Here is a 19,230-nt window from a genome sequence, read left to right as displayed (position 1 = left end):
CGATGGCAAAATCCGAGTTGGCATAGGCTTTTCCGATGACGGCTTTTGAGGTCAAACTTGACTTTCGCTGTGGCGCATCACATTGACTTTGCTGGTACATGCGCCCACAATTGGATTGACTTCGGGCTTGACTTGCATTGTGCAGTAAGCCGCTCTCCGAATCGCGCACGGCGCTATCAGAGAGGGACTCCCCATATGCCAGACCCGATCGATCTCCGTCATCTTAAGAACCTCTCCGTCGTGGCCGAAGAAGGCAATATCACCCGCGCCGCCATCCGCCTCTTCATATCGCAACCTGGCCTCAGTGAGCAGATGAAGCAACTCGCTCAGGCGGCTCAGGTCGGTTTGCTCGTGCGGCATAACAATGGAGTTCGAACGACTGCCGCAGCGGAGATACTGATTGCCGGAAGCAAACACATCCTCCAGCTCTGCGACGACTTGCTGGCTGCGGCGCGGTCTACAGAGACCGTCGCCTTTCTGCCCATGCGCCTGGGCTTCTCATTGTTCGTCGACCACTCTCTGTTCGAGACGGTCTGCTCCACCCACACGGCGCTCTATCCTTCGTGCGAGATCAAGTCTCAAAGTGGCGATAACGTCGAGCTTCTTACGCTGCTCGACAGAGGCGACATTGACGCTGCATTGCTGACGCTTCCCGTGACAGGGTTGGGCCTGAAGACGTATCCATTCACCAAGAGTCGGCTCGTAGTCTGCATGAGAGCCGACGATCCGTTGTCGAAATTGAAGGCGATCACGCCAGACGATCTTGCATCGAAACTGACGATCTTCCGTGAACCGAAGCAGCACCCAGAAGCCCACGACCGGTTGATGGAGATGCTGACTGAGATCGGGATTGCGAGCGACGTTGCAAGCATCAGCAAATCTCCCAACGACCTCCAATGGATGGTGGAATCCAGCTACGGCTACGCGCTTGTTCCAGAGGGTGCCCACTTGCATAGGGGGCTTGTCACCCGGCCAATCGTTGGGGTGACGTGGACTGTCGATAGCGCATTGATCCTGGGCAGATCGACTTCACACAAGGCTTTGCCACGGCTCGTAAAAGAGCTGCAAAAAAAGTTCCGGGTGCTGCCGCCCGCCAAGCCAGTTCGGTCAGTTCGGCCATCGAAAAAAGACGAAAACCGTTTGCTCTTCGGTTGATGATTGGATATAGGAATTCCCTATGGCGAAGCCGCATTTGGCGGAAAACGGTATCGGAAATATGTATTGGACGCGGTAGGAATCGCGGCCTAGTGTCATGGCTATCACGACCAACCCGGTCGTTCGAGGTGCCTCATGACACGCAGACGAATCATCATCCCAACAGCAACGATTGAGCGCACGAAGCTCTATCTTGTACGCGGAGCAGCCCTGCTCCTATGCGTATTGATCTTCCCACTCGCCGCCCATGCGTCGCCGTTCGACAGCGGCATCAGCTCTATCCAGACGCTCTTTACCGGAACGATTGCAAAGGCCGCTAGCCTCATTGCAATCGTGATCGGCGGCTACGCATTCGCGCACGGAGAACCGGGAGCGAAGAAGACGCTCGCAGGGGCCGCCGCCGGAACCGGGATTGCGATCATGGCGACCAACATCCTTACATGGCTCTGGGGTTCCTAGCCCTTTTGTCGCCATTGCCCTTCGATCTATCCCATTCCACCTTCAACCGCCTTCTACAGCGAGGGGTTTATGCCAGAACCAACTCAGAAGCGCCGCAACCGAGTCTTCAAGAGTCTGCATAAGCCCCTTACCTATATGGGCATCGAACGCACCCTTTTCTTCATGATCGCGGTGACGGCGGTGGGGATGTTCAACCTGTTCAACACGATCATCGGGGCCGTCCTGGTGTTCATCGGCGGCTGCATCTTCGGCCACTGGGTGACGAACTCCGACCCGGCGTTTCTCAAGATTCTCGGACGCTCCGAGAAGTTCAAACTGCGGTATGACACCGCCAAACAGACAGTTCCGAAGGTAGAGGTGCGGTAATGCTCAATCTCTCGAAAGTCATCCAGCCGTGGAAGGAAGCGGACGCACTCAGCGCACACGTCAACCTATATGGGTTCTGGACTGAAACGGCATTCCTCACGAAGAGCGGCGACCTCGGAATGGTTCTGGATGTCACGGGCGTGGACTACGAAAGTCTCGATAGCGACGAGCAGAAGTACGCGGTAAAGCGACTCGAATCCGCGCTGAAGTCCTTCGGCGAAGGGTTCCACGTCTATCAGTATCTCTTCAAAACCAACTGGCCGGTGGTTCCGTTCGCAAACTACGACGACGAGCTGATCGACACCGCCATCGAGCAGCGGCGACGGTTCTTTGAATCGAAACGCGACCGGCTCTACCAGATCGATATCTTCTATGTTGTCGTTCTGGAAGGCGCGCGGTCGAAGACCGGCATCCTCTCCGCGCTGGGAAGAATGCCGCGCGATCCGCAGGGCGCGATCCGTGAACTCAAGGCACAGTTCACCAACGACAACATGAAGGTTCTGCTCCGCAAGCAGATCGACACCGACATGGTGCGGCTTGAGCAATGCGTACAGAATTTCACCCGGCATCTTGCCGACCTTATGCCCATCGCGGTCCAGGGGCAGCAGGCGCAGTTCAGCTTCTTTCGCCGGCTGCTCAACTTCGATACGTGGAGGATCGCGGGCAAGCCGCAATCGACCCAGTATCTCGACTTCCAGGTGGTGAACTCCAACATCGAAGCAGAGCGTGACCACCTCCGCGTCGGCGACCACTTTGTCCGCATCCTCACGATGAAAGAGGCTATCGCGGAGACGCGCCCGCTGGTCCTTGACCGGCTCTTCAAGATCGAGGGCAACTTTTACGTCGTCACCGAGTGGACACCGCTTTCGATGGCGAAGGCCCGCAAGGAAGTGGACAAGCGTCGTCGCCACTTCAACATGAGCAAGTCCGGTTTCGTGTCACAGATGGGGAGCGACCCGGCTAAGGCGAACCAGCGCGACGTGCTGATCGACGAGTCGAAGCAGGCCGACATCGAAAACCTTGGCGAGTGTCTACGGGCGCTAGGCGACGGCCAGACTCTGGGTGACTTCTCTCTTACGGTCGTGCTGTATAGCAACGACCTCCCGACTATCAATCGGGAGATGGGCGAGTTCATCGGCGTGTTTACAAACGCCGATGGTGCGCTCTTCACAGAGACCTACAACCAGCTCAATGCCTTGTTTGCGACCGTTCCAGGCAACTACGCCCAGAACCTTCGCAAGATGTACCTGCTCAACTCCAACTACGCCGATCTCTCGTTTCTCTTCACCATCCACCCGGGCGAGAAGACGAACCCGCACCTCCGCTCCGAATACCTCGCGGTACTGGAGACGGACAACGCCACGCCGTACTACCTCAACCTCCACAACGGCGAGGTGGCGCACACTTTGATTCTCGGAATGACCGGCTCCGGTAAGAGTTTCTTATGCAATTTTCTTCTTACGAACGCTCAGAAATACCGGCCGCAGACGTACATCTTCGACATCGGCGGCTCGTTTCAGTCGCTCACGGAGATCTTCGGTGGAACCTATCTGAACGTCGGCCAGGAGAGTCGGGATTTCACCATCAATCCGTTCAGCCTGCCGGAGAGTAAGGAGAACCTGCAATTTCTGTTTTCGTTCTTTCGCGTGCTCATCGAGGGCAACGACAAGCGGTACAAACTCGATTTCAAGGAAGAGCGCAAGTTGTGGGAGGCCATCGAGCGGATGTATGTCGTTGCGCCGGAGCAGCGGACGCTATCGACGTTCAGCCAGATCATCGGTGAGTTGAAGGAGCGGTTGCACCGTTGGACCAAGGAGGGCCAATATGGATTCCTCTTCGACAACGTAGAAGACACGCTCAGCTTCGCCAGCTTCCAGACGTTCAACTTTGCCGGCTGGGGTGATGCTCCCGAAGTGTTGGAGCCTTTGCTCTTTTATGTCCTCCACCGGGCCAGCAACGAGATCGCCAACCCGGAGAAACTGGCGACCTTCAAGACGTTCCTGCTCGATGAGGCATGGCTCTTCATCAAGAACGAAACCATCCGCTCTTACATCGTGACCGCTCAGAAGACGTGGCGGAAGCACAACGCGGCGATGATCCTTGCTACGCAATCCATCAAGGAGCTTGAGGATTCGGGGATGCTGGCGATTGTCGCTGAGAGCTGCCCGACCAAAATCTTCCTTGCCAATCCTGAGATGAACCGCCAGGTCTACCGCGAGGCGTTCCACCTCAACGACACCGAAATCGACATCATCGCAGACCTCATTCCACCCGGCGAGATGCTGATTCGCAAAGCTCAGTCCAGCAAGAAGGTTCGGCTCAACGTCGATTCCGTCTCGTACTGGATTGCGACCAATAACGCCCGCGACAACCTTCTCAAGCGAGAAGCCTTTGCTCAGTACGGCATCGCCGAGGGTGTTCGCCAGCTCGCTAACACCCACCCATTTCAACCGCGCCGCTAAGGAGTTACGCCATGAAGAAACTTACAACCGCAATCGCAATCTTGCTCACTACGCTCTGCAGTCTAGCGGTCTATGCCCCAACTGCATCGGCCCAGACCGCCTCGCGCAACGTCTCCTACCACTCCCAGGACATCGTGCCGATCCGGGCAAAGGTCAAGTACACGACGCTTATCGTCATTCCGGCAACCGAGAAGATCATGGAGGCCGCGACCGGCGACAAAGACTTCTGGATTGTGGACGTGGTGGGCAACTTCTGCTTCGTCCATCCGGCAAAGGCGGGCATTAGCTCGAATCTCAACCTCATTACGGACAAGGGCAACATCTACAGCTTCACCTTGACCGACATCACCGCATCGGGCGGCGACCCCGATCTCAAGGTCATCATCCAGCCAGCGGATGCTTCCAACATCGTCGCTACGAATGGCCCGGCCCAATACGTTCCAGCCGCCCAGCTTGAACAGGCCCATCAGCAGATTTCGACTCTTCAGTCCCATGTCGGAGCGACCGTAGATGAGTACAGAAGCGCCTACCCGCTGGCGTTGAAGTTCGACTACACGATCAAGCTGAACGAGGCCCCCTTCGATATCCAGTCGATCTACCACGACGACAAGTTCACCTACATCAAGACGAATGCGCCGGAGAAGTTCAGCGTTTACGAGATGCGGGACGGCAAGCCGAATCTCATCAACTACGACCTGCGCGATGGGACGTACATCATCTCGAAGGTCATGGACAACGGGTACGTCGAGCTGGGCAAGAAGAAGATGGACTTCACGAGGAAGGACTAACGTCATGGCCGATACCATCACCGCAGCAGCAGACCCGAAGCTTACAGACCACACGCCGCAGCCCAAAGGCGTCTTGCAGAAGAACCTCAAGATGTTTCTCTACATGGGGGCGGTACTGCTGCTGATTATGGCGACTGTCATCAGCTCCCGGAAGAAGGCTCCCACGGACGCGGAGAAGGCTAAGGCTGCGGGACCGCAGCCCTACGTCCAGGACAACACGGCAACGAACGTGGATGCGCTACAGCATCAGCTTGGGGCCGATAAGCTAAAGGCACAGCAGGACGCTCAGGTGGCAGCCGCATCCGGCAATCGAGCGGCAAGCGGTACAGGGGCGCAGGAGGCGGCAGCGTCGGGTTTCGGACCGGATGGCCGTCCCCTGTCACCGGCAGGCGCTAACACGTCCAACGGCACCCAGGCGAACGGCCAACCCCAGCTCACACCCTCGCAGCAGGCGGGAGAGCAGCTTGCCGCTACCGAGAAGGAGCGGGCGGATACGGCCCGGTTTTCGTCGAACATCGCCTATGCGAGTTCGCCGGAGACTCCGGCACCGCAGAACCAGTCGCCACAGCCATCGACAGCGCAAAACCCTTACGCCGCCACGTTGCAACCTAGTCAGCCGGCCGGGTTAACCGCTCCCCGCGTCGCGGGAGAGCCAAGGCCATCGGGGGACCAGTTCCCGGCGACCGACTATAAGCGTCCGACCGAGGTTAACATCGACGCCGCCACCGGCCAGCCCTATGTGATCTACGAAGGACTGACTCTCGACACGGTACTTATGAACCGTTTGGACGGTGACGCCGTGGGGCCGGTGAAGGTTCTTGTGTCGAATCCCGTGTATTCCCACGACCATCAGCACATACTCATACCAGAAGGAACGATCGTGCTGGGCGAGGCCCGCAAGATCGGCAGTGCCGGGTTCGGGCAGCAGCGCCGGATTTCCGTTGCCTTTCATCGTCTGCTTATGCCGGACGGATACAGCGTGGACTTGGATCAATTCCACGGTCTCGACCAGATCGGAGAAGAGGGACTCAAGGACCAGGTCAACAATCACTATCTCCAAATCTTCGGAACGTCGATTGCACTCGGCGTCATCTCCGGTGCCTCTCAACTCAGCCAGGGCGGATCGAATCTCAACAGCTCCGGTTCACAGTCCTTCACCAACGGTGCAGCGTCGAGCGTGTCGCAATCGGCTACGACGATTCTCGACAAGTTCATTCAGATTCCACCAACGCTCACAATCCGGGAAGGGCACCGCGTGAAGGTTTATTTCACACAAGACATGCTCTTGCCGGCCTATGAGAATCACCGTATCGCGCAGTCGTTTTAAGGAGTCCTCCATGCGTAAGACAGCAATCGTTATTGCGTTCACCGTGCTTGCTCTTGCAGGCTGTAAGAGTAAGCAAGATCAACTCACCGCACTCAGCACGCAGTTCGATACGTTGAACGCCCAATACCAAAAGGATTGCCTGCTCGCCCCAGTTGAAGTGATCCAGCGCACTCAAGCTGAGTGCAAAGCGCAGCGAGACAAGATGAATCCTCTGGGCAACAAGATCATGGATCTCCAGAATGATATCGCCGCCTCGAAGCGCTGACCCTTTTCTGTAGTCGTCCTACACCCCAACAGTCACTCCCAACCCGGACCGCGAGCATGGAGAAAACCATGAAAGGCACCCTTTTGTTCCTAATTCTGGCCCTTGCCACCCTTGCCAAACCTGCATACGCGCAGTTAAGCAGTGGCATCGTGCTTGATCCTACGCAGTCAGCACACGCGGTGCAGCAGCTTATCCAGGGCAGTCAACTCTATACAACCACGATCAAGACTACGCAGAACGTGATGGAGACCTACAACCTCGCACAACGAATGGCGACGGCACCATCCAGCTACTACACCGCGTACAGCAACATGGTGCAGCAGACATGGACACCGGTCGCTCATCCAGCGAACACATACGGCAATTCGCTTCCTTGGACCAATGCAGCAAGCAACGGCAACGGCGCGGCGGCGGCGAACCAGGGTGCAAGCATTCAGCGCACCGGGCAAATCTCCGGCTACAGCTCATTGAACGCCCAAGGCCAACAGGCTATCGCGGCGCAGGGTGCAACGGTCGATTTAGCCGACGCGGTGAATGCAACAAGCCTACAAACGATCGGCACGGTGCGGACGAATGCCCCGCAACGCGAAGCCGATATCAAGACGCTCGAAACCGCCAGTCACTCCACAGACCCGACCCAACAGACTGAGCTCGCGACCTTGCAACGCATCAACCAGGCGATGCTCCTTCAGCTCCGCACGCAACAGGAAGCTAGCCAGATGACACAAGCCCAGAGCTTGCAGCAGATGGTGCAGCAGAAGCAGCAGCAGGACGCTTTGAAGCTGTCCATGCAGGCCGCCGACGGATACGAGACGAACTACAACAGTCACGTCTCGCATGACACAACAGGTATCACCAAAGCATTCAGCTACTGATCAGACGGGGCGATTATGGGAAACCAATTACTTACCTTCATTGGGCAACAATGCGACACTTTGACGGCTACGATGTCCCCCAATGTCGATGCGATCGGGCTTCGCATGGTCCTTTCGCTGGCAACGATCATGATGGTCTGGTTCGGCGTGCAGGAAGCCCTTGCATCCTCACGCGGCGGCCCAGGCTTCGACATGGCGAAGTTCCTCAACTTCTTCATGCTGCTCAGCTTCGCCTATATGTTCGTGAAGTATTACGACAGCAGCATTCCCGGCATCGGGTACTCCCTCAAAGGTTTCATCAGTCAAGGCACGACCAGCCTCGCTCAGACCATCGGACAGGACGGAATTCAGTCGATGTTCCAGTCGATCGACGCAGCTTTGGCGAAGTCCGGTCCCGGCATGGCGATGTTCACGGCACCCTATATGCTATTCGCCTATATCAGTACCCAGGTCGGACTCACAGTGCTTTCCGCTATCGCCACTGTGATCCTGGCCTATGGTGCAGTTGCGGGAACGATCATTGGACTTCTTGGCCCAATCTTCATTCCCTTCCTAGTCGTTGAGAAACTGGAGTTTCTCTTCTGGGGCTGGTTCAAGGCGTACCTGAGCTTCGCCTTCTACAAGGTGGTTGCTGCCGCAACGATGAGTGTTCTAGGACACCTGTTCATTAGCTATTACGCTAATCTGACCGACTTTACCAATCCGATCAATCTCGTCAAGAATCTTCCGTTGCTGATCGTGCTTGTCATCGTCAACGTCTTCCTCATTCTCAAGATTCCTGCGATTACAGCCTCCATCTTCTCTGGCAGCAGCAGTGGACATGACGCGGGCATGGGCGCAGTTACGGGTGCCGTTACTTCAGCAGTGATGGGTTAAAGGAGACACGCAAATGCCAGTTCAAGAGACGAAATCGCCCGAGATCACCCGCGCAGCCGAACGCTATCTTGAGCAGTACGGCGACCCGCTTGTGATGAACACCTATCTGAAGATCACGATTCTCGTATTGTGCGTCGTCTGCCTGATGCTGGGCGCGCTGACCTTCAAGAGCCAGAAGGCGCTTGCCGGCATGAAGCCGCTCGTCATCCGCATCGACGACGTGGGCCACGCCGACGCCATCGACTACCGCAATTACGAGTACAAGCCGCAGGAGGCAGAGAACAAATATTACCTCTCTCGGTGGGCCAACCTGTACTTCCAGCGCAACCGATACACCATCGAGCGCGACCAGACGCAGGCGCTTTACTTCCTCAACTCGGATGTCCAGCAGGCCGTCATCCGGCAGGAGCAGTTGACCAAAACGATTGCGACGTTCCAGCAGGACAGCACGCTTCCGTATGTCGATATCAACATCAAGAGCGTTGTCCTCGATGACCTCCGGCAGTCGCCCTATTCCGCCCGTATCGAGTTCGAGAAGGTGTACACCAACGCCAACGACCATACGGAGATCAAGACGGAGCGGTGGACGGCCAGCGTGACCTATGTCTTTGCCGACCACGTAGAGAACAACGCGCTCGCCTTCAATCCGCTTGGACTCACTATCGTTCGCTACCGCGCCGACCAGGCATTCGACTAGGAGCTGCTATGAATCACGACCCAAATCATGATTTAGACCTCCTCATATCGTTTCTGCAGCCCATCAAGGAATTGCTGCTTGATGACTCTGTGAGCGAGATTATGGGCAATCCGAACGGGCAGTGGTGGTTCGAGCGCAAGGGCAGGTTGGAGCACGCGGAGATCGTCTTCGATGCGAAGGCGCTCCGCACCGGCCTTGAGGTGATTGCGAACAAGTTGAGCCGCAGGTTGGATGAGGCGCACCCGCTCTTGAATGCCCAACTGCCGGACGGTAGCCGCCTCGCGGCGGTTCTCCCGCCCGTCGTGCGGCCCAACCCCGCCGTCACCATTCGGAAGTTCTCCAAGGCCCGCTTCACCATCGCAGACCTCATTCAGACTGGCGCGATGACACCGGAGATAGGCACGACTCTCAGCGGCTATATCGAGGCCGGAAAGACGATGCTGATTAGCGGCGGAACTGGCAGTGGAAAGACGACACTGCTCAACGCGCTCGCCGATTACATCCCCGAGGAAGAGCGCATTGTGGTGATTGAAGACACGTCGGAGCTGCGTATCGGCAAGCCGAATTTGCTGGCGTCCGAATGCCAGACGGAATCGCACACCGGAACGGTGAGCTTCAATGATCTATTGAAGGCCGCATTGCGGTGGAGACCCGACCGCATCATCCTCGGCGAGGTGCGCGGTGAAGAAGCCCGCACCCTGCTCGATTCGTTCAATACGGGCCATGCAGGTTCGATGGCGACGATTCACGCCAGCTCTGCGGTGAAAGCCCTTCGCCGGTTCGGTGAACTGGCGATGCGTTCGCACCAGCAATCGAACCGCGACGACATATCGGCGGAGATTGCCGAGACAGTTCAGATCGTCGCCCAGGTGGGGAGATTCGCCACCGGTCGCAAGGTGAGCGAGATTATCGCCGTGCGTGGATATGACCGCAACACCAAACAGTTTATATACGACACCATCTTTGACCGTGCGGGGGATCTCGCAACAGATCGCGATGTTCCGGCAATTCACCCAATCATTTCAACCAGCAACAAGAGGGAGAACGTCCATGCCATTGCTTGAGATCACCACCAGCCGGAAAGTCACAGCCACCGTTTCACTCGAAGAGCCTACAGCCAATCTCGTCAATCAGTATGCTGCGTTCACCCGCGTTGGCGCAGACGACGTAGTCAATAAGGCCCTCGAATACGTCTTCACCAAAGACAAGGACTTCCAGAAGTTCATCGGTGCGCCGAACGATGCAAAGCCGATCCACTCGCTGCGAATCAAGCGCGGCACGGATGATGCTCCAAAGGGTAAGCCGGGACGTAAGCCAGCAACGTCAGTACCACCCCCAGCGGCAATTCCATCGGCTATTGCGGCGACGAAGTAATGAGCATTGCCCCCTCAATCATTTGTGCAGGTATGGAAACGGTGCTACGCACCGGATGAATTATGACACTCCACCCCTCCGAGGGTCGTGCTGGAGCGGCATAAGGCGCTCTGATCCAGCAGCGGAAATCAAAGGGCTTACAGATCACAAGGCGCTTCGGAGCGCTTCAGAGCACCCTAAAGCGCCTCAGCTTTCTTGGAGCAAACGATGCCATTACTCAACGATGAAGTTGTGACCCTGAGAGCCAGTTACCGGGTCAAGACTGCCGGTACAAAGCTCAACCGGGATGAGCTGGCGGCACTTGCAAAGCACTGTGCTGACCGTGGAATTACGCCGGGAGAACTCATCCGACGGCTCATCCTCAGCGAACTCAACCCTCACCCTGTCGAACCTACCGCCAGCGTTGAGTTGAGCGAGATCGTCGGGGTTCGGTTGATGCTCACGAACCTCTTAAAGCCGCTCACAACCGGCCTCAAGATCACGCCCGAGGTATTCGACGGAATCATGGTCGAGGTCAAGAAACGGAAGACGGCGCTTGCCCTTGAGACGAAGCAAGACCTGGAGCGTGCGTGATGGCAAGTCAACAGTGGGGACGAAAAGAAACGATCATCTTTCCGCCGCATTCTCCGATCTATACCTACGGTGCGGTGTTCCTTGCATTCGTGATGACCGGCTGCTTTCTGTATGTTCGCTTTACCTACGGTCAGACGCCTTTGCAGCAGTTCTACACACCGATCTACGCGCGAGCGGCAGCGGGGGCGGCCATGAGCAAGAAGGACAAGTACCAACTGCTTTACGTTGGCGACGGCACCAAGATGGGTCAACTCGCCGTCGAAGCCGATGTCCAGCAAGGTACAAGTCCCGCCCCCGGTGGCAAGCATATTCCGCTTGCGCTTTCGGGTAAGGCGGTAGCGCGTGGACTCCGCGCGCTCTATCGCGGGCCAGAGCAACAGTACCTCGACAAGCGCTTGCACGAGTACCTGAAGACGAGCGTCTTCCAAGGCGACCAGCTCTGGGATATCTATAAACTTCCGCTCCTATTTGGGCTCCTTTCATTGCTTGCCCAGCTCCCGCTTTCCATACGGAAGGACATCAAGCGCCGGAAGCAAATGAAGTACGGTCGTCTCTTGAAAGGGCCGGTGCTGCTGACTCCCAAAGAGTTCAACGAGACGGTCCAGGGCGACGGGATTGGCTTCAAGACCACCGAAGCCAAGCAGATGATGAGGATACCGCTAAGGGCCGAGGCGCAGCACATCGAACTCATGGGCGACACCGGGGCCGGGAAGACCAGCCTCATTATGCAGATACTCAGGCAGATTCAAGACCGGGACGAAATGGCTATCGTTTACGACCCGGCCTGCGAGTTTATTCAGAGGTTCTACGACGCCGACCGTGGGGATATTGTGCTCAATCCTCTGGATGCCCGCTGCCCCTACTGGGGGCCGTCCGAGGAGCTTCGTCGGAAGGCGGAAGCCAAGGCGATTGCAGCCTCGCTCTACCAGCCGACCAGCGACAAGAAGGGTGAGTTCTTCACCGAGACACCTCAGAAGATCTTTGCCCATCTCCTCACCTTTGGGCCGACGCCGACGCAGTTGGTCGCATGGCTGTCCAACCCGGATGAGATCGACAAACGTGTGCTCGGAACAGAGATGCAGGCGATGATTGCGAAGGGCGCGCAGCAGCAGCGCAATGGCGTCCTCGCTTCGCTCGGACTGGTAGCTGACAGCCTACGGATGCTGCCCACCAAAGAGCAATCGACGACGACTTGGAGTGCCACAGAGTGGTCCGAGACGCGCAAGGGTTGGATTTTCATTACCTCCAGCGCAACCGAGCGCGAAGCCCTCCGGCCTCTGCACAGCCTTTGGATCGACCTATTGGTTTTGCGGCTCTTAACAGCCCCGCAGGGCACCCAGAAACCAGTGTGGTTTGTCTTGGACGAACTGGCGAGTTTGCAGCGTCTCCCTCAGCTCCATACGGCCATCACAGAGAACCGGAAGAGCCAGAACCCTCTCGTCCTCGGCTTCCAAGGGAAAGCCCAGCTTGAGGTGATCTACGGCCATCTAGCCGAGGTAATGCTCTCGCAGCCAGCCACGAAAATCTTCCTCAAGACCACTGAGCCAAAGGCGGCGGAGTGGGTGTCGAACGCCATCGGAAAGATCGAGATCGAGCGTATGAAGGAGACGCACTTTGACGGTACACGCTCTGGGAAGAACTTCACATTGGACCGCCAAGTGGAGCCTTTGGTCATGGACTCTGAAATCTCAGGACTTGAGAACCGCCATGCGTTTCTCAAGCTGGGAAACCACGTCGCCCGCTTCCATTTCGAGTACATGGACTTGCCTCAAAGGACTCGCGGCTTCGTAGCCCGCGACATGGAAGACGATGCGCTAGGCTTCGATCCACTCACCCTTGTACCGAAGGCTCTACCGGCACGGGAGCTGACAGTTGACCTTGAGGCCGAGGTGCCGAAGGTGAAGCAAGTCGTCTCTCCAAAGGTAGATGATGCCGCCGTGCCGGTGGTTGACGAACCGACCGAAGAGGAACCTGCCGAGGCTGGAACTGTCCCTGATGCTCCAGTGGATTTCAGCGAGGTTGAGAGCGACGAAGGACTCCAGGCAGCCTTTGACTTTGTAGGCCATTAGAGGCTCGTATGCTCACCATTTCCAAGCCAATCAGCTCGGGTCAGGCGCAGACCTACCACGCCAAAGAGTTCACGTCTGCCGAGCAGAACTATTGGAAGCAGGGCGATACGATTCTCGGAGAATGGCAGGGGCAGTTGGCCAAGAAGTATGGCCTCACCGGAGCCATTGACGCGCAGCACTTCGCGCGTTTGAGTGAGGGTCAAAATCCCCATACTGCCGAGCAGTTGGTCCAACATCGCAAGGGCCAGGAGTACACCACAGCCGACGGAACCACCGTCAAACCGGTAGAGCATCGGGCCGGGTGGGACGCGACGTTCTCCGCCCCCAAGTCCGTTTCGCTGACCGCTTTGGTGGGAGGCGATGATCGTGTCCGCGAAGCCCACCGGCAAGCGGTGACTATCGCGCTCACCGAGTTAGAGCGGTACACCCAAGCCCGGATCGGTGGCAATAATCCCGCCGAAACCACCGGCAAATTCATCGTTGCCAAGTTCGAGCATGACACCGCCCGCCCGGTTGATGGCTACGCCGCACCCCAGCTCCATACCCACGCCGTCATCTTCAATATGACCGAGCGGCCCGACGGTTCGACTCGCGCACTTCAGCCGCAAGCTTACTTCGATAGTCAGCAGTTTGCGACCGCCGTCTACCAGTCGGAGTTTACCTACCGGCTCCGCAATCTCGGTTACGAGATCGAGGCTGGCAAGAGCGGCGCTCCCGACGTGAAGGGCTACACCGCCGAGTATCTTGAAGCCTCCAGCCCACGCCGACAGCAGATCGAGGAGGCCATCGCACGGAGCGGCTTCAGCGGGCCGGAGGCAGCGGAGATTGCGGCTCACAACACCCGCGACCGGAAAGAGATTCACACTCCGTCCGAGGTGATCGCCGCTCATCGCCAGATTGCGGCCGAGTTTGGCAACCAGGCGGATCATGTGGTCGCAGCAGCTAGAGAAAGGGCGGAGGGGCTGGCACAGAACCGGGTACCGGATGCGCCCCAAAGGGCGCAGGAAGCTGTCAGCTTTGCCAAGGATCGTAGCTTCGAGCGGGAGGCCGTCACCGACGAACGGGACATCATGCGCGACGCCTTGCGGCGCGGCATGGGCGACCTTACCTATGACCAGGTGCGGTCGAACTTCGATCAAAGGCACGGCAGCGGTGAATTCCAAACGGTGAACGGCGAGAAGCATGAGACAGGTCGGCAGTTCACCACACGCGAAACCATCGCGGCAGAACTTGCAACGGTCGGACACATGAAACGCGGCCAGAATGCCGTCGAGCCGGTGCTGCCCCAGGAGCGGGCTGCGGCCCACGCCGACACCAGCGAACTTCTCAACCCGGCGCAGCGGAGAGCCATTGAGGAGGTGCTGTCGTCCCATGACCGCGTCCACGGTTTGCAGGGACTCGCGGGCTCAGGTAAGACCAGTACGCTGTCCGCCATCCGTGAAGGCGCGGAGCGGAACGGTTATGCGGTCGAAGGCTTTGCACCGACCAGTCGAGCCACAGCCCAGCTACGAGACGCCGGGATTTCGGCGGACACCTTGCAAGGTTTCCTTGCTCGCGGCGGCGAGGAGCAGACGAAGGGCGACCCCGACCGCAGACACCTTTATATGGTCGATGAATCCAGCCTCGCCAGCACCCGGCAGATGCAGAGCTTCATGGAAAAGATAAAGCCGCAGGACAGGGTTTTGCTCGTGGGAGACACCCGCCAGCATCAGGGCGTAGACGCTGGCAAGCCGTTCGAGCAGATGCAACAGGCCGGGATGCAGACCTCGCAGCTTGACCAGATCATGCGCCAGAAGGACCCGGAGTTGCTTCGCGTCGTCGAACACTTTGCCAAGAACGAAACGGCGACGGGCGTTGGATTATTGCAGCAGCAAGGGCGCGTGACCGAGATCCCCGACAATGCCCAGCGTATCGAGGCCATCGCCAAGGACTATGCAGCCAAGCCGGAGAACACGCTTGTCGTATCGCCGGATAACGCCAGTCGCCGCGACATCAACGATGCCATTCGGAATGAGTTGAAAGGCTCCGGTATTGTCGCGAAAGACGACCACCGTATGGACGTGTTGACGCAGCGATCGGAGCTTACCAGTGTCGATAGAGAATGGGTGGCAAACTACCAACAGGGCGACATTTTGTTCTATTCGCGGGGCAGCAAGGAGCATGGGATCGAGCCGCGCACCTATGCGACCGTCGCTTCCATTGATGCCGCAGCCAATCGGATCACCGTCGCCACGGAGGACGGGAAGCAAGTCACCTACGACCCGGAACGCTTGAGTGGCATTACGGCGTACCGCGAGATCAGCCGGGACTTTGCCCAGGGCGACCGCATCCAGTTCACGTCTACGAATCGCGAGTTGGGAGTCTCCAACCGTGACCTCGGAACCATCGACCGTATCGACGGCAAGCAGATCGACGTGAAGATGGACGGCGAGAAAGAGCGCACCGTCAGCTTCGATTCCGCCAAGATGCGGCACTTCGACCACGGCTACACCGTGACCTCGCACAGTTCACAGGGACTCACCACAGACCGGGTATTGGTGAACATGGATACGACTGTTCACCCGGAACTCATCAACACACGCTTTGCTTATGTCTCCGTTTCCCGCGCGTCACAGGACGCGCGGATTTATACCAACGACGCCGGAACTCTTGGCGAACGCCTTAGTACCGACGTGACCAAGACCTCAGCGATAGAGCTTCAAAGAGCGCCGGTCGAACCGACCGCCAACCAGCACGTTCAGGAGCCACCGATGACCAACAGCAGAGAGCACCCGCAGGATGACCTACGCCGTGAACCATCTACCGAGGCGATGGTTTCGCTCCCCGAGATCATCCATCACGAAGCCGAAGTTGATGCTCGGCACTATGCGCCCATCGAAGCAGCTTTGCCCAAGGAAACGGAAGGGTACGAATGGAAGCGGGAGACAGGCGACATCGAAAGCTACAAGCACGATCAGACAGGAGGCTGGTTGCATATTGACCCACAGAGCAATTTCTACGACCGCGAAGCCCAGCCAATTACCCGAGAGAATGCCCTTGAGCACGCAGGACACGAGCCATCCCATGCGGTACCAGACAGCCTCAACGTGCAGCCCAGTAGCAGCGATCAGGGCAACGACCAGGGGATCGGTCTGTAACCGTATGCGCCCGATGATAAGAGTCGCTTTATGATGGGTGTCGGTGAGTACGAGCAGTTGTGTCGGGCTGTGTCAGCCCCGCGTCGCCTTGGTTCCCAGAATCCCGAAATGCCGCCGTTTGCGGCTTCCGGGAACCCGCAAAATCAGAGGAACTAAAGCCTGTGCAGTGGAAGGACTTCAATTACGGCGGACGGGTCTACGACCTGTCTCACCTTCATCCTCGCATCTTCCGCTTCACCCGCCCCGCTGAGGGCGCCCATGCAGCCGAAGTCTTCGATGTGGAAGTGCGATTCACGCTTCACTGCTTTTCGCGCGGGCCGCGAGACGGTGAAACGTTCGATCCGCTGTTGATCTACCCCGATGACTACGAGGCCCGGATATTCGACTTTCGGCGCTATGAAATGTCCAAGTGGCTGCCCGAGATCATCCAGGGAATGCCGGCCCGGAAGCCGCGGCACAATAAAAGCCGGGGCAACTACTTTTCCGTCGAACTGGTCGCTGAAAACGGCGATACGGTCGAGTACGACATCTTCTTCAAGGTGCGGAAGCCAGCGAAGGGACGGCTCGAAATGATCGTCGAGACGGCCTTCGTCCGCGATCCGGGATACGGTTCGACCCGCCCGGACGGCAAACCCGTTCGGTTCTGGATCATCCTGCACAATACCAGACACGGGTTGATGATCCGAACATAAACAGAAACGGCCCCCGATGAAGGGGACCGTCTCAAACTGCCATGCGCCTCTTGATTATCCCTACACTCGTGGAGACCATTGCTGGCGGGTGACCGGCACCACGGCTTTCGCCGCTGCACTTATATGCCGTTATCAGTATGATGCACCTTGGCGTAACGAAGGCGCAAGTGAAAACCTACGAGGGCAGCACAAAATGGAAACGGAACCTTGGCAGCGTCGTACACCACAAGCTGGGCCAATTTCAGGGTTGCGGTCTACATTCACCTCACGTTCGTTACAGACGTCAAGTTGCCCACCCGACGGTGTCGGGGAACTTCCGATTGCACTACAATCGCCGCATGTTTATTGAAGACGACAAGCTGCCCCAGGACGTTGTCCGCAAGAAGCTCTCCGACACTCGCGATGCGCTCTGTTGTCTCGAATGCGGCTTTGAATCGGCGTTCAGTTCGATGGACAAGGACGCGATCGGTCGCCCCTTTACGCAATGGTCATGCACGACTGCAATGTCGATAGGGATTAGCCCCCTGTCAGCGGACTACTGAATGTACGAGCTGAAGCTCGTACCCTTCAAAGCAGGACCGTTTCAACATCATTGAAAGCCGTGCTAGGGTTTTTGCATGTCCAATGCAAGAAACTCTTTACTTGCCCTTGTGGTTGCCACGTCGTCGGCTGCTGCTGGTTTTGCCCAAACCGCCGAGGCTGCTGCCGCCGCCAAGGCTTATACCGCGCCGCGTCATGCGGAGCTGACGAAGCAGTATGAGGCGTTCCTATCGATGCCGAATGTGGCGCTGGATCCGGCGGGGCTGCGGCAGAATGCGGAGTATCTGGAGGCGCAGTTGCGGAGTGTTGGAGCGGAGACGAAGCTGCTGACCGCTGCGGGGCTGGCGGGGGTTCCACCGGTGGTATGGGGCGAGTTGAAGATTCCGGGGGCGACGCGGACGATCGTGTTTTATGCGCACTATGACGGGCAGCCGGTGACGCCTTCGGAGTGGGAGTCGGGCAAGCCGTTTACGCCGGTGATGAAGATGTTGGATGGAGAAGAGCGGGTGTATGCGCGCGGGGCGGGGGATGACAAAGCGGCAATCTTCGCGCAGCTGACCGCGCTGCGGGCGTTGCAGGCTGCGGGGGTGAAGCTGTCGGCGAATGTGCGGTTTATCTGGGAGGGTGAGGAGGAGGCCGGGTCGGCGCACCTGGAGCAGATTTTAATGGCCAACCGCGAGCTGATTCGGGGCGACATCTGGCTGGTCTGCGATGGGCCGGTGGACCAGACGCGGGCGCAGTCGCTGGCGTTTGGCGCGCGTGGGGACGCGCATGTGCAGATCACGGTCTATGGGCCGAACCATGCGCTGCACAGCGGGCTCTATGGCAACTGGGCACCGAACCCGGCGATGATGCTGGTGGAGCTGCTGGCGGGGATGAAGGATGCGAATGGACGGGTGCTGATTCCGCATTTCTACGACGGCATTCAGCCGCTGGGGCCGGTGGAGAAGAAGGCGCTGGCAGACGCTCCGGTAAACGACGAGATGCTGCGCAGGGAGTTCGCGCTGGGGCACATGGACGGCGGCGGGCGGCATCTGCTGGAGCTGCTGAACGAGCCTTCGCTGAACATCAACGGGATCTCGTCGGGGCAGACCGGGGCGCGGTCGCCGAATGCGATTCCGGTGTCCGCGACGGTGAACCTGGACATGCGGCTGGTAGTGGGGACCGAAGGCAAGGTGGAGCAGCAGCGGGTGGTGGATTACGTGAAGTCGCAGGGCTATTTTGTGACGTATGCGGAGCCGACGCGCGAGGAGCTGCTGGGTCATGCGAAGGTGGCGCAGGTGAAGCTGGATGGGGTGGAGGAGGCATCGCGCACGCCGATGGACCTTCCCGTGGCGGCGGAGGTGATTGCGGCCGTAAAGAGCGCGCGGGGCAGGGTGGTGCTGCTGCCGACGATGGGCGGGACCGTGCCGCTGGACGCGATGGAGCGGGCGGCGGAGACGAAGATGATCATGGTGCCGATCGCCAACCACGACGACAATCAACATGCGGCGAATGAGAATCTGCGGATGCAGAATCTTTGGGATGGGGCGGAGACGATGGCGGCATTGATGGCGATGAACTAGAGCTTCGCCT

At 58.1% G+C, this 19,230-nt stretch carries 18 protein-coding genes; all 18 read left to right on the top strand.

Annotated features, from left to right (window positions below):
- The first annotated feature begins 195 nt into the window (after nucleotides 1–195).
- The 18 genes from OHL18_RS17110 to OHL18_RS17025 all read left to right on the top strand — a co-directional run bounded on the left by OHL18_RS17110 (nucleotide 196) and on the right by OHL18_RS17025 (nucleotide 19,220).
- Nucleotides 196–1,155, top strand: a complete 960-nt coding sequence (locus OHL18_RS17110; RefSeq protein WP_263376087.1) for a LysR family transcriptional regulator — start codon at nucleotides 196–198, stop codon at nucleotides 1,153–1,155.
- Between the two features lie 135 nt (nucleotides 1,156–1,290).
- Entirely contained in the window at nucleotides 1,291–1,614 is a 324-nt protein-coding gene (locus OHL18_RS17105) for a TrbC/VirB2 family protein (RefSeq protein ID WP_263376086.1), read from the top strand.
- Between the two features lie 69 nt (nucleotides 1,615–1,683).
- Nucleotides 1,684–1,980, top strand: a complete 297-nt coding sequence (locus OHL18_RS17100) for a VirB3 family type IV secretion system protein (RefSeq protein WP_263376085.1) — start codon at nucleotides 1,684–1,686, stop codon at nucleotides 1,978–1,980.
- On the top strand, nucleotides 1,980–4,442 hold the full coding sequence (locus OHL18_RS17095) for a VirB4 family type IV secretion system protein (RefSeq protein WP_263376084.1): 2,463 nt from the start codon (nucleotides 1,980–1,982) through the stop codon (nucleotides 4,440–4,442). Before OHL18_RS17100 ends, OHL18_RS17095 begins: the two co-directional genes overlap by 1 nt.
- Before the next feature lie 11 nt (nucleotides 4,443–4,453).
- On the top strand, nucleotides 4,454–5,230 hold the full coding sequence (locus OHL18_RS17090; protein ID WP_263376083.1) for a TrbG/VirB9 family P-type conjugative transfer protein: 777 nt from the start codon (nucleotides 4,454–4,456) through the stop codon (nucleotides 5,228–5,230).
- 4 nt (nucleotides 5,231–5,234) lie between these two features.
- Nucleotides 5,235–6,557, top strand: coding sequence for a TrbI/VirB10 family protein (locus OHL18_RS17085; RefSeq protein ID WP_263376082.1), 1,323 nt, complete (start codon nucleotides 5,235–5,237; stop codon nucleotides 6,555–6,557).
- 10 nt (nucleotides 6,558–6,567) lie between these two features.
- Nucleotides 6,568–6,822, top strand: a complete 255-nt coding sequence (locus OHL18_RS17080; RefSeq protein WP_263376081.1) for a hypothetical protein — start codon at nucleotides 6,568–6,570, stop codon at nucleotides 6,820–6,822.
- Nucleotides 6,823–6,890: 68 nt separating this feature from the next.
- Entirely contained in the window at nucleotides 6,891–7,697 is an 807-nt protein-coding gene (locus tag OHL18_RS17075; protein WP_263376080.1) for a hypothetical protein, read from the top strand.
- A gap of 72 nt (nucleotides 7,698–7,769) precedes the next feature.
- Nucleotides 7,770–8,573 carry a type IV secretion system protein gene (locus OHL18_RS17070; protein WP_263376079.1) on the top strand — a complete coding sequence of 268 codons (804 nt, stop codon included), beginning with the start codon at nucleotides 7,770–7,772 and terminating at the stop codon, nucleotides 8,571–8,573.
- A 13-nt stretch (nucleotides 8,574–8,586) separates the two neighbouring features.
- Nucleotides 8,587–9,270, top strand: coding sequence for a type IV secretion system protein (locus tag OHL18_RS17065; RefSeq protein WP_263376078.1), 684 nt, complete (start codon nucleotides 8,587–8,589; stop codon nucleotides 9,268–9,270).
- Between the two features lie 8 nt (nucleotides 9,271–9,278).
- Nucleotides 9,279–10,334, top strand: a complete 1,056-nt coding sequence (locus OHL18_RS17060; RefSeq protein ID WP_263376077.1) for a CpaF family protein — start codon at nucleotides 9,279–9,281, stop codon at nucleotides 10,332–10,334.
- Nucleotides 10,321–10,644, top strand: a complete 324-nt coding sequence (locus OHL18_RS17055) for a hypothetical protein (RefSeq protein ID WP_263376076.1) — start codon at nucleotides 10,321–10,323, stop codon at nucleotides 10,642–10,644. Before OHL18_RS17060 ends, OHL18_RS17055 begins: the two co-directional genes overlap by 14 nt.
- Before the next feature lie 207 nt (nucleotides 10,645–10,851).
- Complete coding sequence (locus OHL18_RS17050) at nucleotides 10,852–11,217, top strand: hypothetical protein (protein WP_263376075.1); 366 nt, start codon at nucleotides 10,852–10,854, stop codon at nucleotides 11,215–11,217.
- A complete protein-coding gene (locus tag OHL18_RS17045; protein ID WP_263376074.1) occupies nucleotides 11,217–13,286 on the top strand; it encodes a type IV secretion system DNA-binding domain-containing protein in 2,070 nt (689 codons plus the stop codon). The genes OHL18_RS17050 and OHL18_RS17045 overlap by 1 nt, the downstream gene beginning before the upstream one ends.
- An 8-nt stretch (nucleotides 13,287–13,294) precedes the next feature.
- Nucleotides 13,295–16,423: a MobF family relaxase gene (gene mobF / locus OHL18_RS17040; protein WP_263376073.1), complete on the top strand. Its 3,129-nt coding sequence runs from the start codon at nucleotides 13,295–13,297 to the stop codon at nucleotides 16,421–16,423.
- A gap of 161 nt (nucleotides 16,424–16,584) precedes the next feature.
- Nucleotides 16,585–17,115, top strand: a complete 531-nt coding sequence (locus OHL18_RS17035; RefSeq protein WP_263376072.1) for a hypothetical protein — start codon at nucleotides 16,585–16,587, stop codon at nucleotides 17,113–17,115.
- A gap of 320 nt (nucleotides 17,116–17,435) precedes the next feature.
- Nucleotides 17,436–17,657, top strand: a complete 222-nt coding sequence (locus tag OHL18_RS17030) for a hypothetical protein (protein ID WP_263376071.1) — start codon at nucleotides 17,436–17,438, stop codon at nucleotides 17,655–17,657.
- 75 nt (nucleotides 17,658–17,732) lie between these two features.
- Nucleotides 17,733–19,220 carry a M20/M25/M40 family metallo-hydrolase gene (locus OHL18_RS17025; protein ID WP_263376070.1) on the top strand — a complete coding sequence of 496 codons (1,488 nt, stop codon included), beginning with the start codon at nucleotides 17,733–17,735 and terminating at the stop codon, nucleotides 19,218–19,220.
- The last annotated feature ends 10 nt before the right edge of the window (nucleotides 19,221–19,230 follow it).

The organism is Granulicella aggregans (genome assembly GCF_025685565.1).
Lineage (GTDB): Bacteria > Acidobacteriota > Terriglobia > Terriglobales > Acidobacteriaceae > Edaphobacter > Edaphobacter aggregans_B.
This window is presented reverse-complemented; position numbering and strand designations above follow the sequence as displayed.

Excerpts from the sequence above, each read along its gene's own strand:
- OHL18_RS17025 (WP_263376070.1), top strand. The coding sequence starts at position 17,733 with ATGTCCAATGCAAGAAACTCTTTACTTGCCCTTGTGGTTGCCACGTCG.
- OHL18_RS17075 (WP_263376080.1), top strand. The coding sequence starts at position 6,891 with ATGAAAGGCACCCTTTTGTTCCTAATTCTGGCCCTTGCCACCCTTGCC.
- OHL18_RS17060 (WP_263376077.1), top strand. The coding sequence starts at position 9,279 with ATGAATCACGACCCAAATCATGATTTAGACCTCCTCATATCGTTTCTG.
- OHL18_RS17055 (WP_263376076.1), top strand. The coding sequence starts at position 10,321 with ATGCCATTGCTTGAGATCACCACCAGCCGGAAAGTCACAGCCACCGTT.
- OHL18_RS17085 (WP_263376082.1), top strand. The coding sequence starts at position 5,235 with ATGGCCGATACCATCACCGCAGCAGCAGACCCGAAGCTTACAGACCAC.
- OHL18_RS17050 (WP_263376075.1), top strand. The coding sequence starts at position 10,852 with ATGCCATTACTCAACGATGAAGTTGTGACCCTGAGAGCCAGTTACCGG.
- OHL18_RS17110 (WP_263376087.1), top strand. The coding sequence starts at position 196 with ATGCCAGACCCGATCGATCTCCGTCATCTTAAGAACCTCTCCGTCGTG.
- OHL18_RS17070 (WP_263376079.1), top strand. The coding sequence starts at position 7,770 with ATGTCCCCCAATGTCGATGCGATCGGGCTTCGCATGGTCCTTTCGCTG.
- OHL18_RS17045 (WP_263376074.1), top strand. The coding sequence starts at position 11,217 with ATGGCAAGTCAACAGTGGGGACGAAAAGAAACGATCATCTTTCCGCCG.
- OHL18_RS17090 (WP_263376083.1), top strand. The coding sequence starts at position 4,454 with ATGAAGAAACTTACAACCGCAATCGCAATCTTGCTCACTACGCTCTGC.
- OHL18_RS17100 (WP_263376085.1), top strand. The coding sequence starts at position 1,684 with ATGCCAGAACCAACTCAGAAGCGCCGCAACCGAGTCTTCAAGAGTCTG.
- OHL18_RS17105 (WP_263376086.1), top strand. The coding sequence starts at position 1,291 with ATGACACGCAGACGAATCATCATCCCAACAGCAACGATTGAGCGCACG.
- OHL18_RS17065 (WP_263376078.1), top strand. The coding sequence starts at position 8,587 with ATGCCAGTTCAAGAGACGAAATCGCCCGAGATCACCCGCGCAGCCGAA.
- OHL18_RS17080 (WP_263376081.1), top strand. The coding sequence starts at position 6,568 with ATGCGTAAGACAGCAATCGTTATTGCGTTCACCGTGCTTGCTCTTGCA.
- mobF (WP_263376073.1), top strand. The coding sequence starts at position 13,295 with ATGCTCACCATTTCCAAGCCAATCAGCTCGGGTCAGGCGCAGACCTAC.
- OHL18_RS17095 (WP_263376084.1), top strand. The coding sequence starts at position 1,980 with ATGCTCAATCTCTCGAAAGTCATCCAGCCGTGGAAGGAAGCGGACGCA.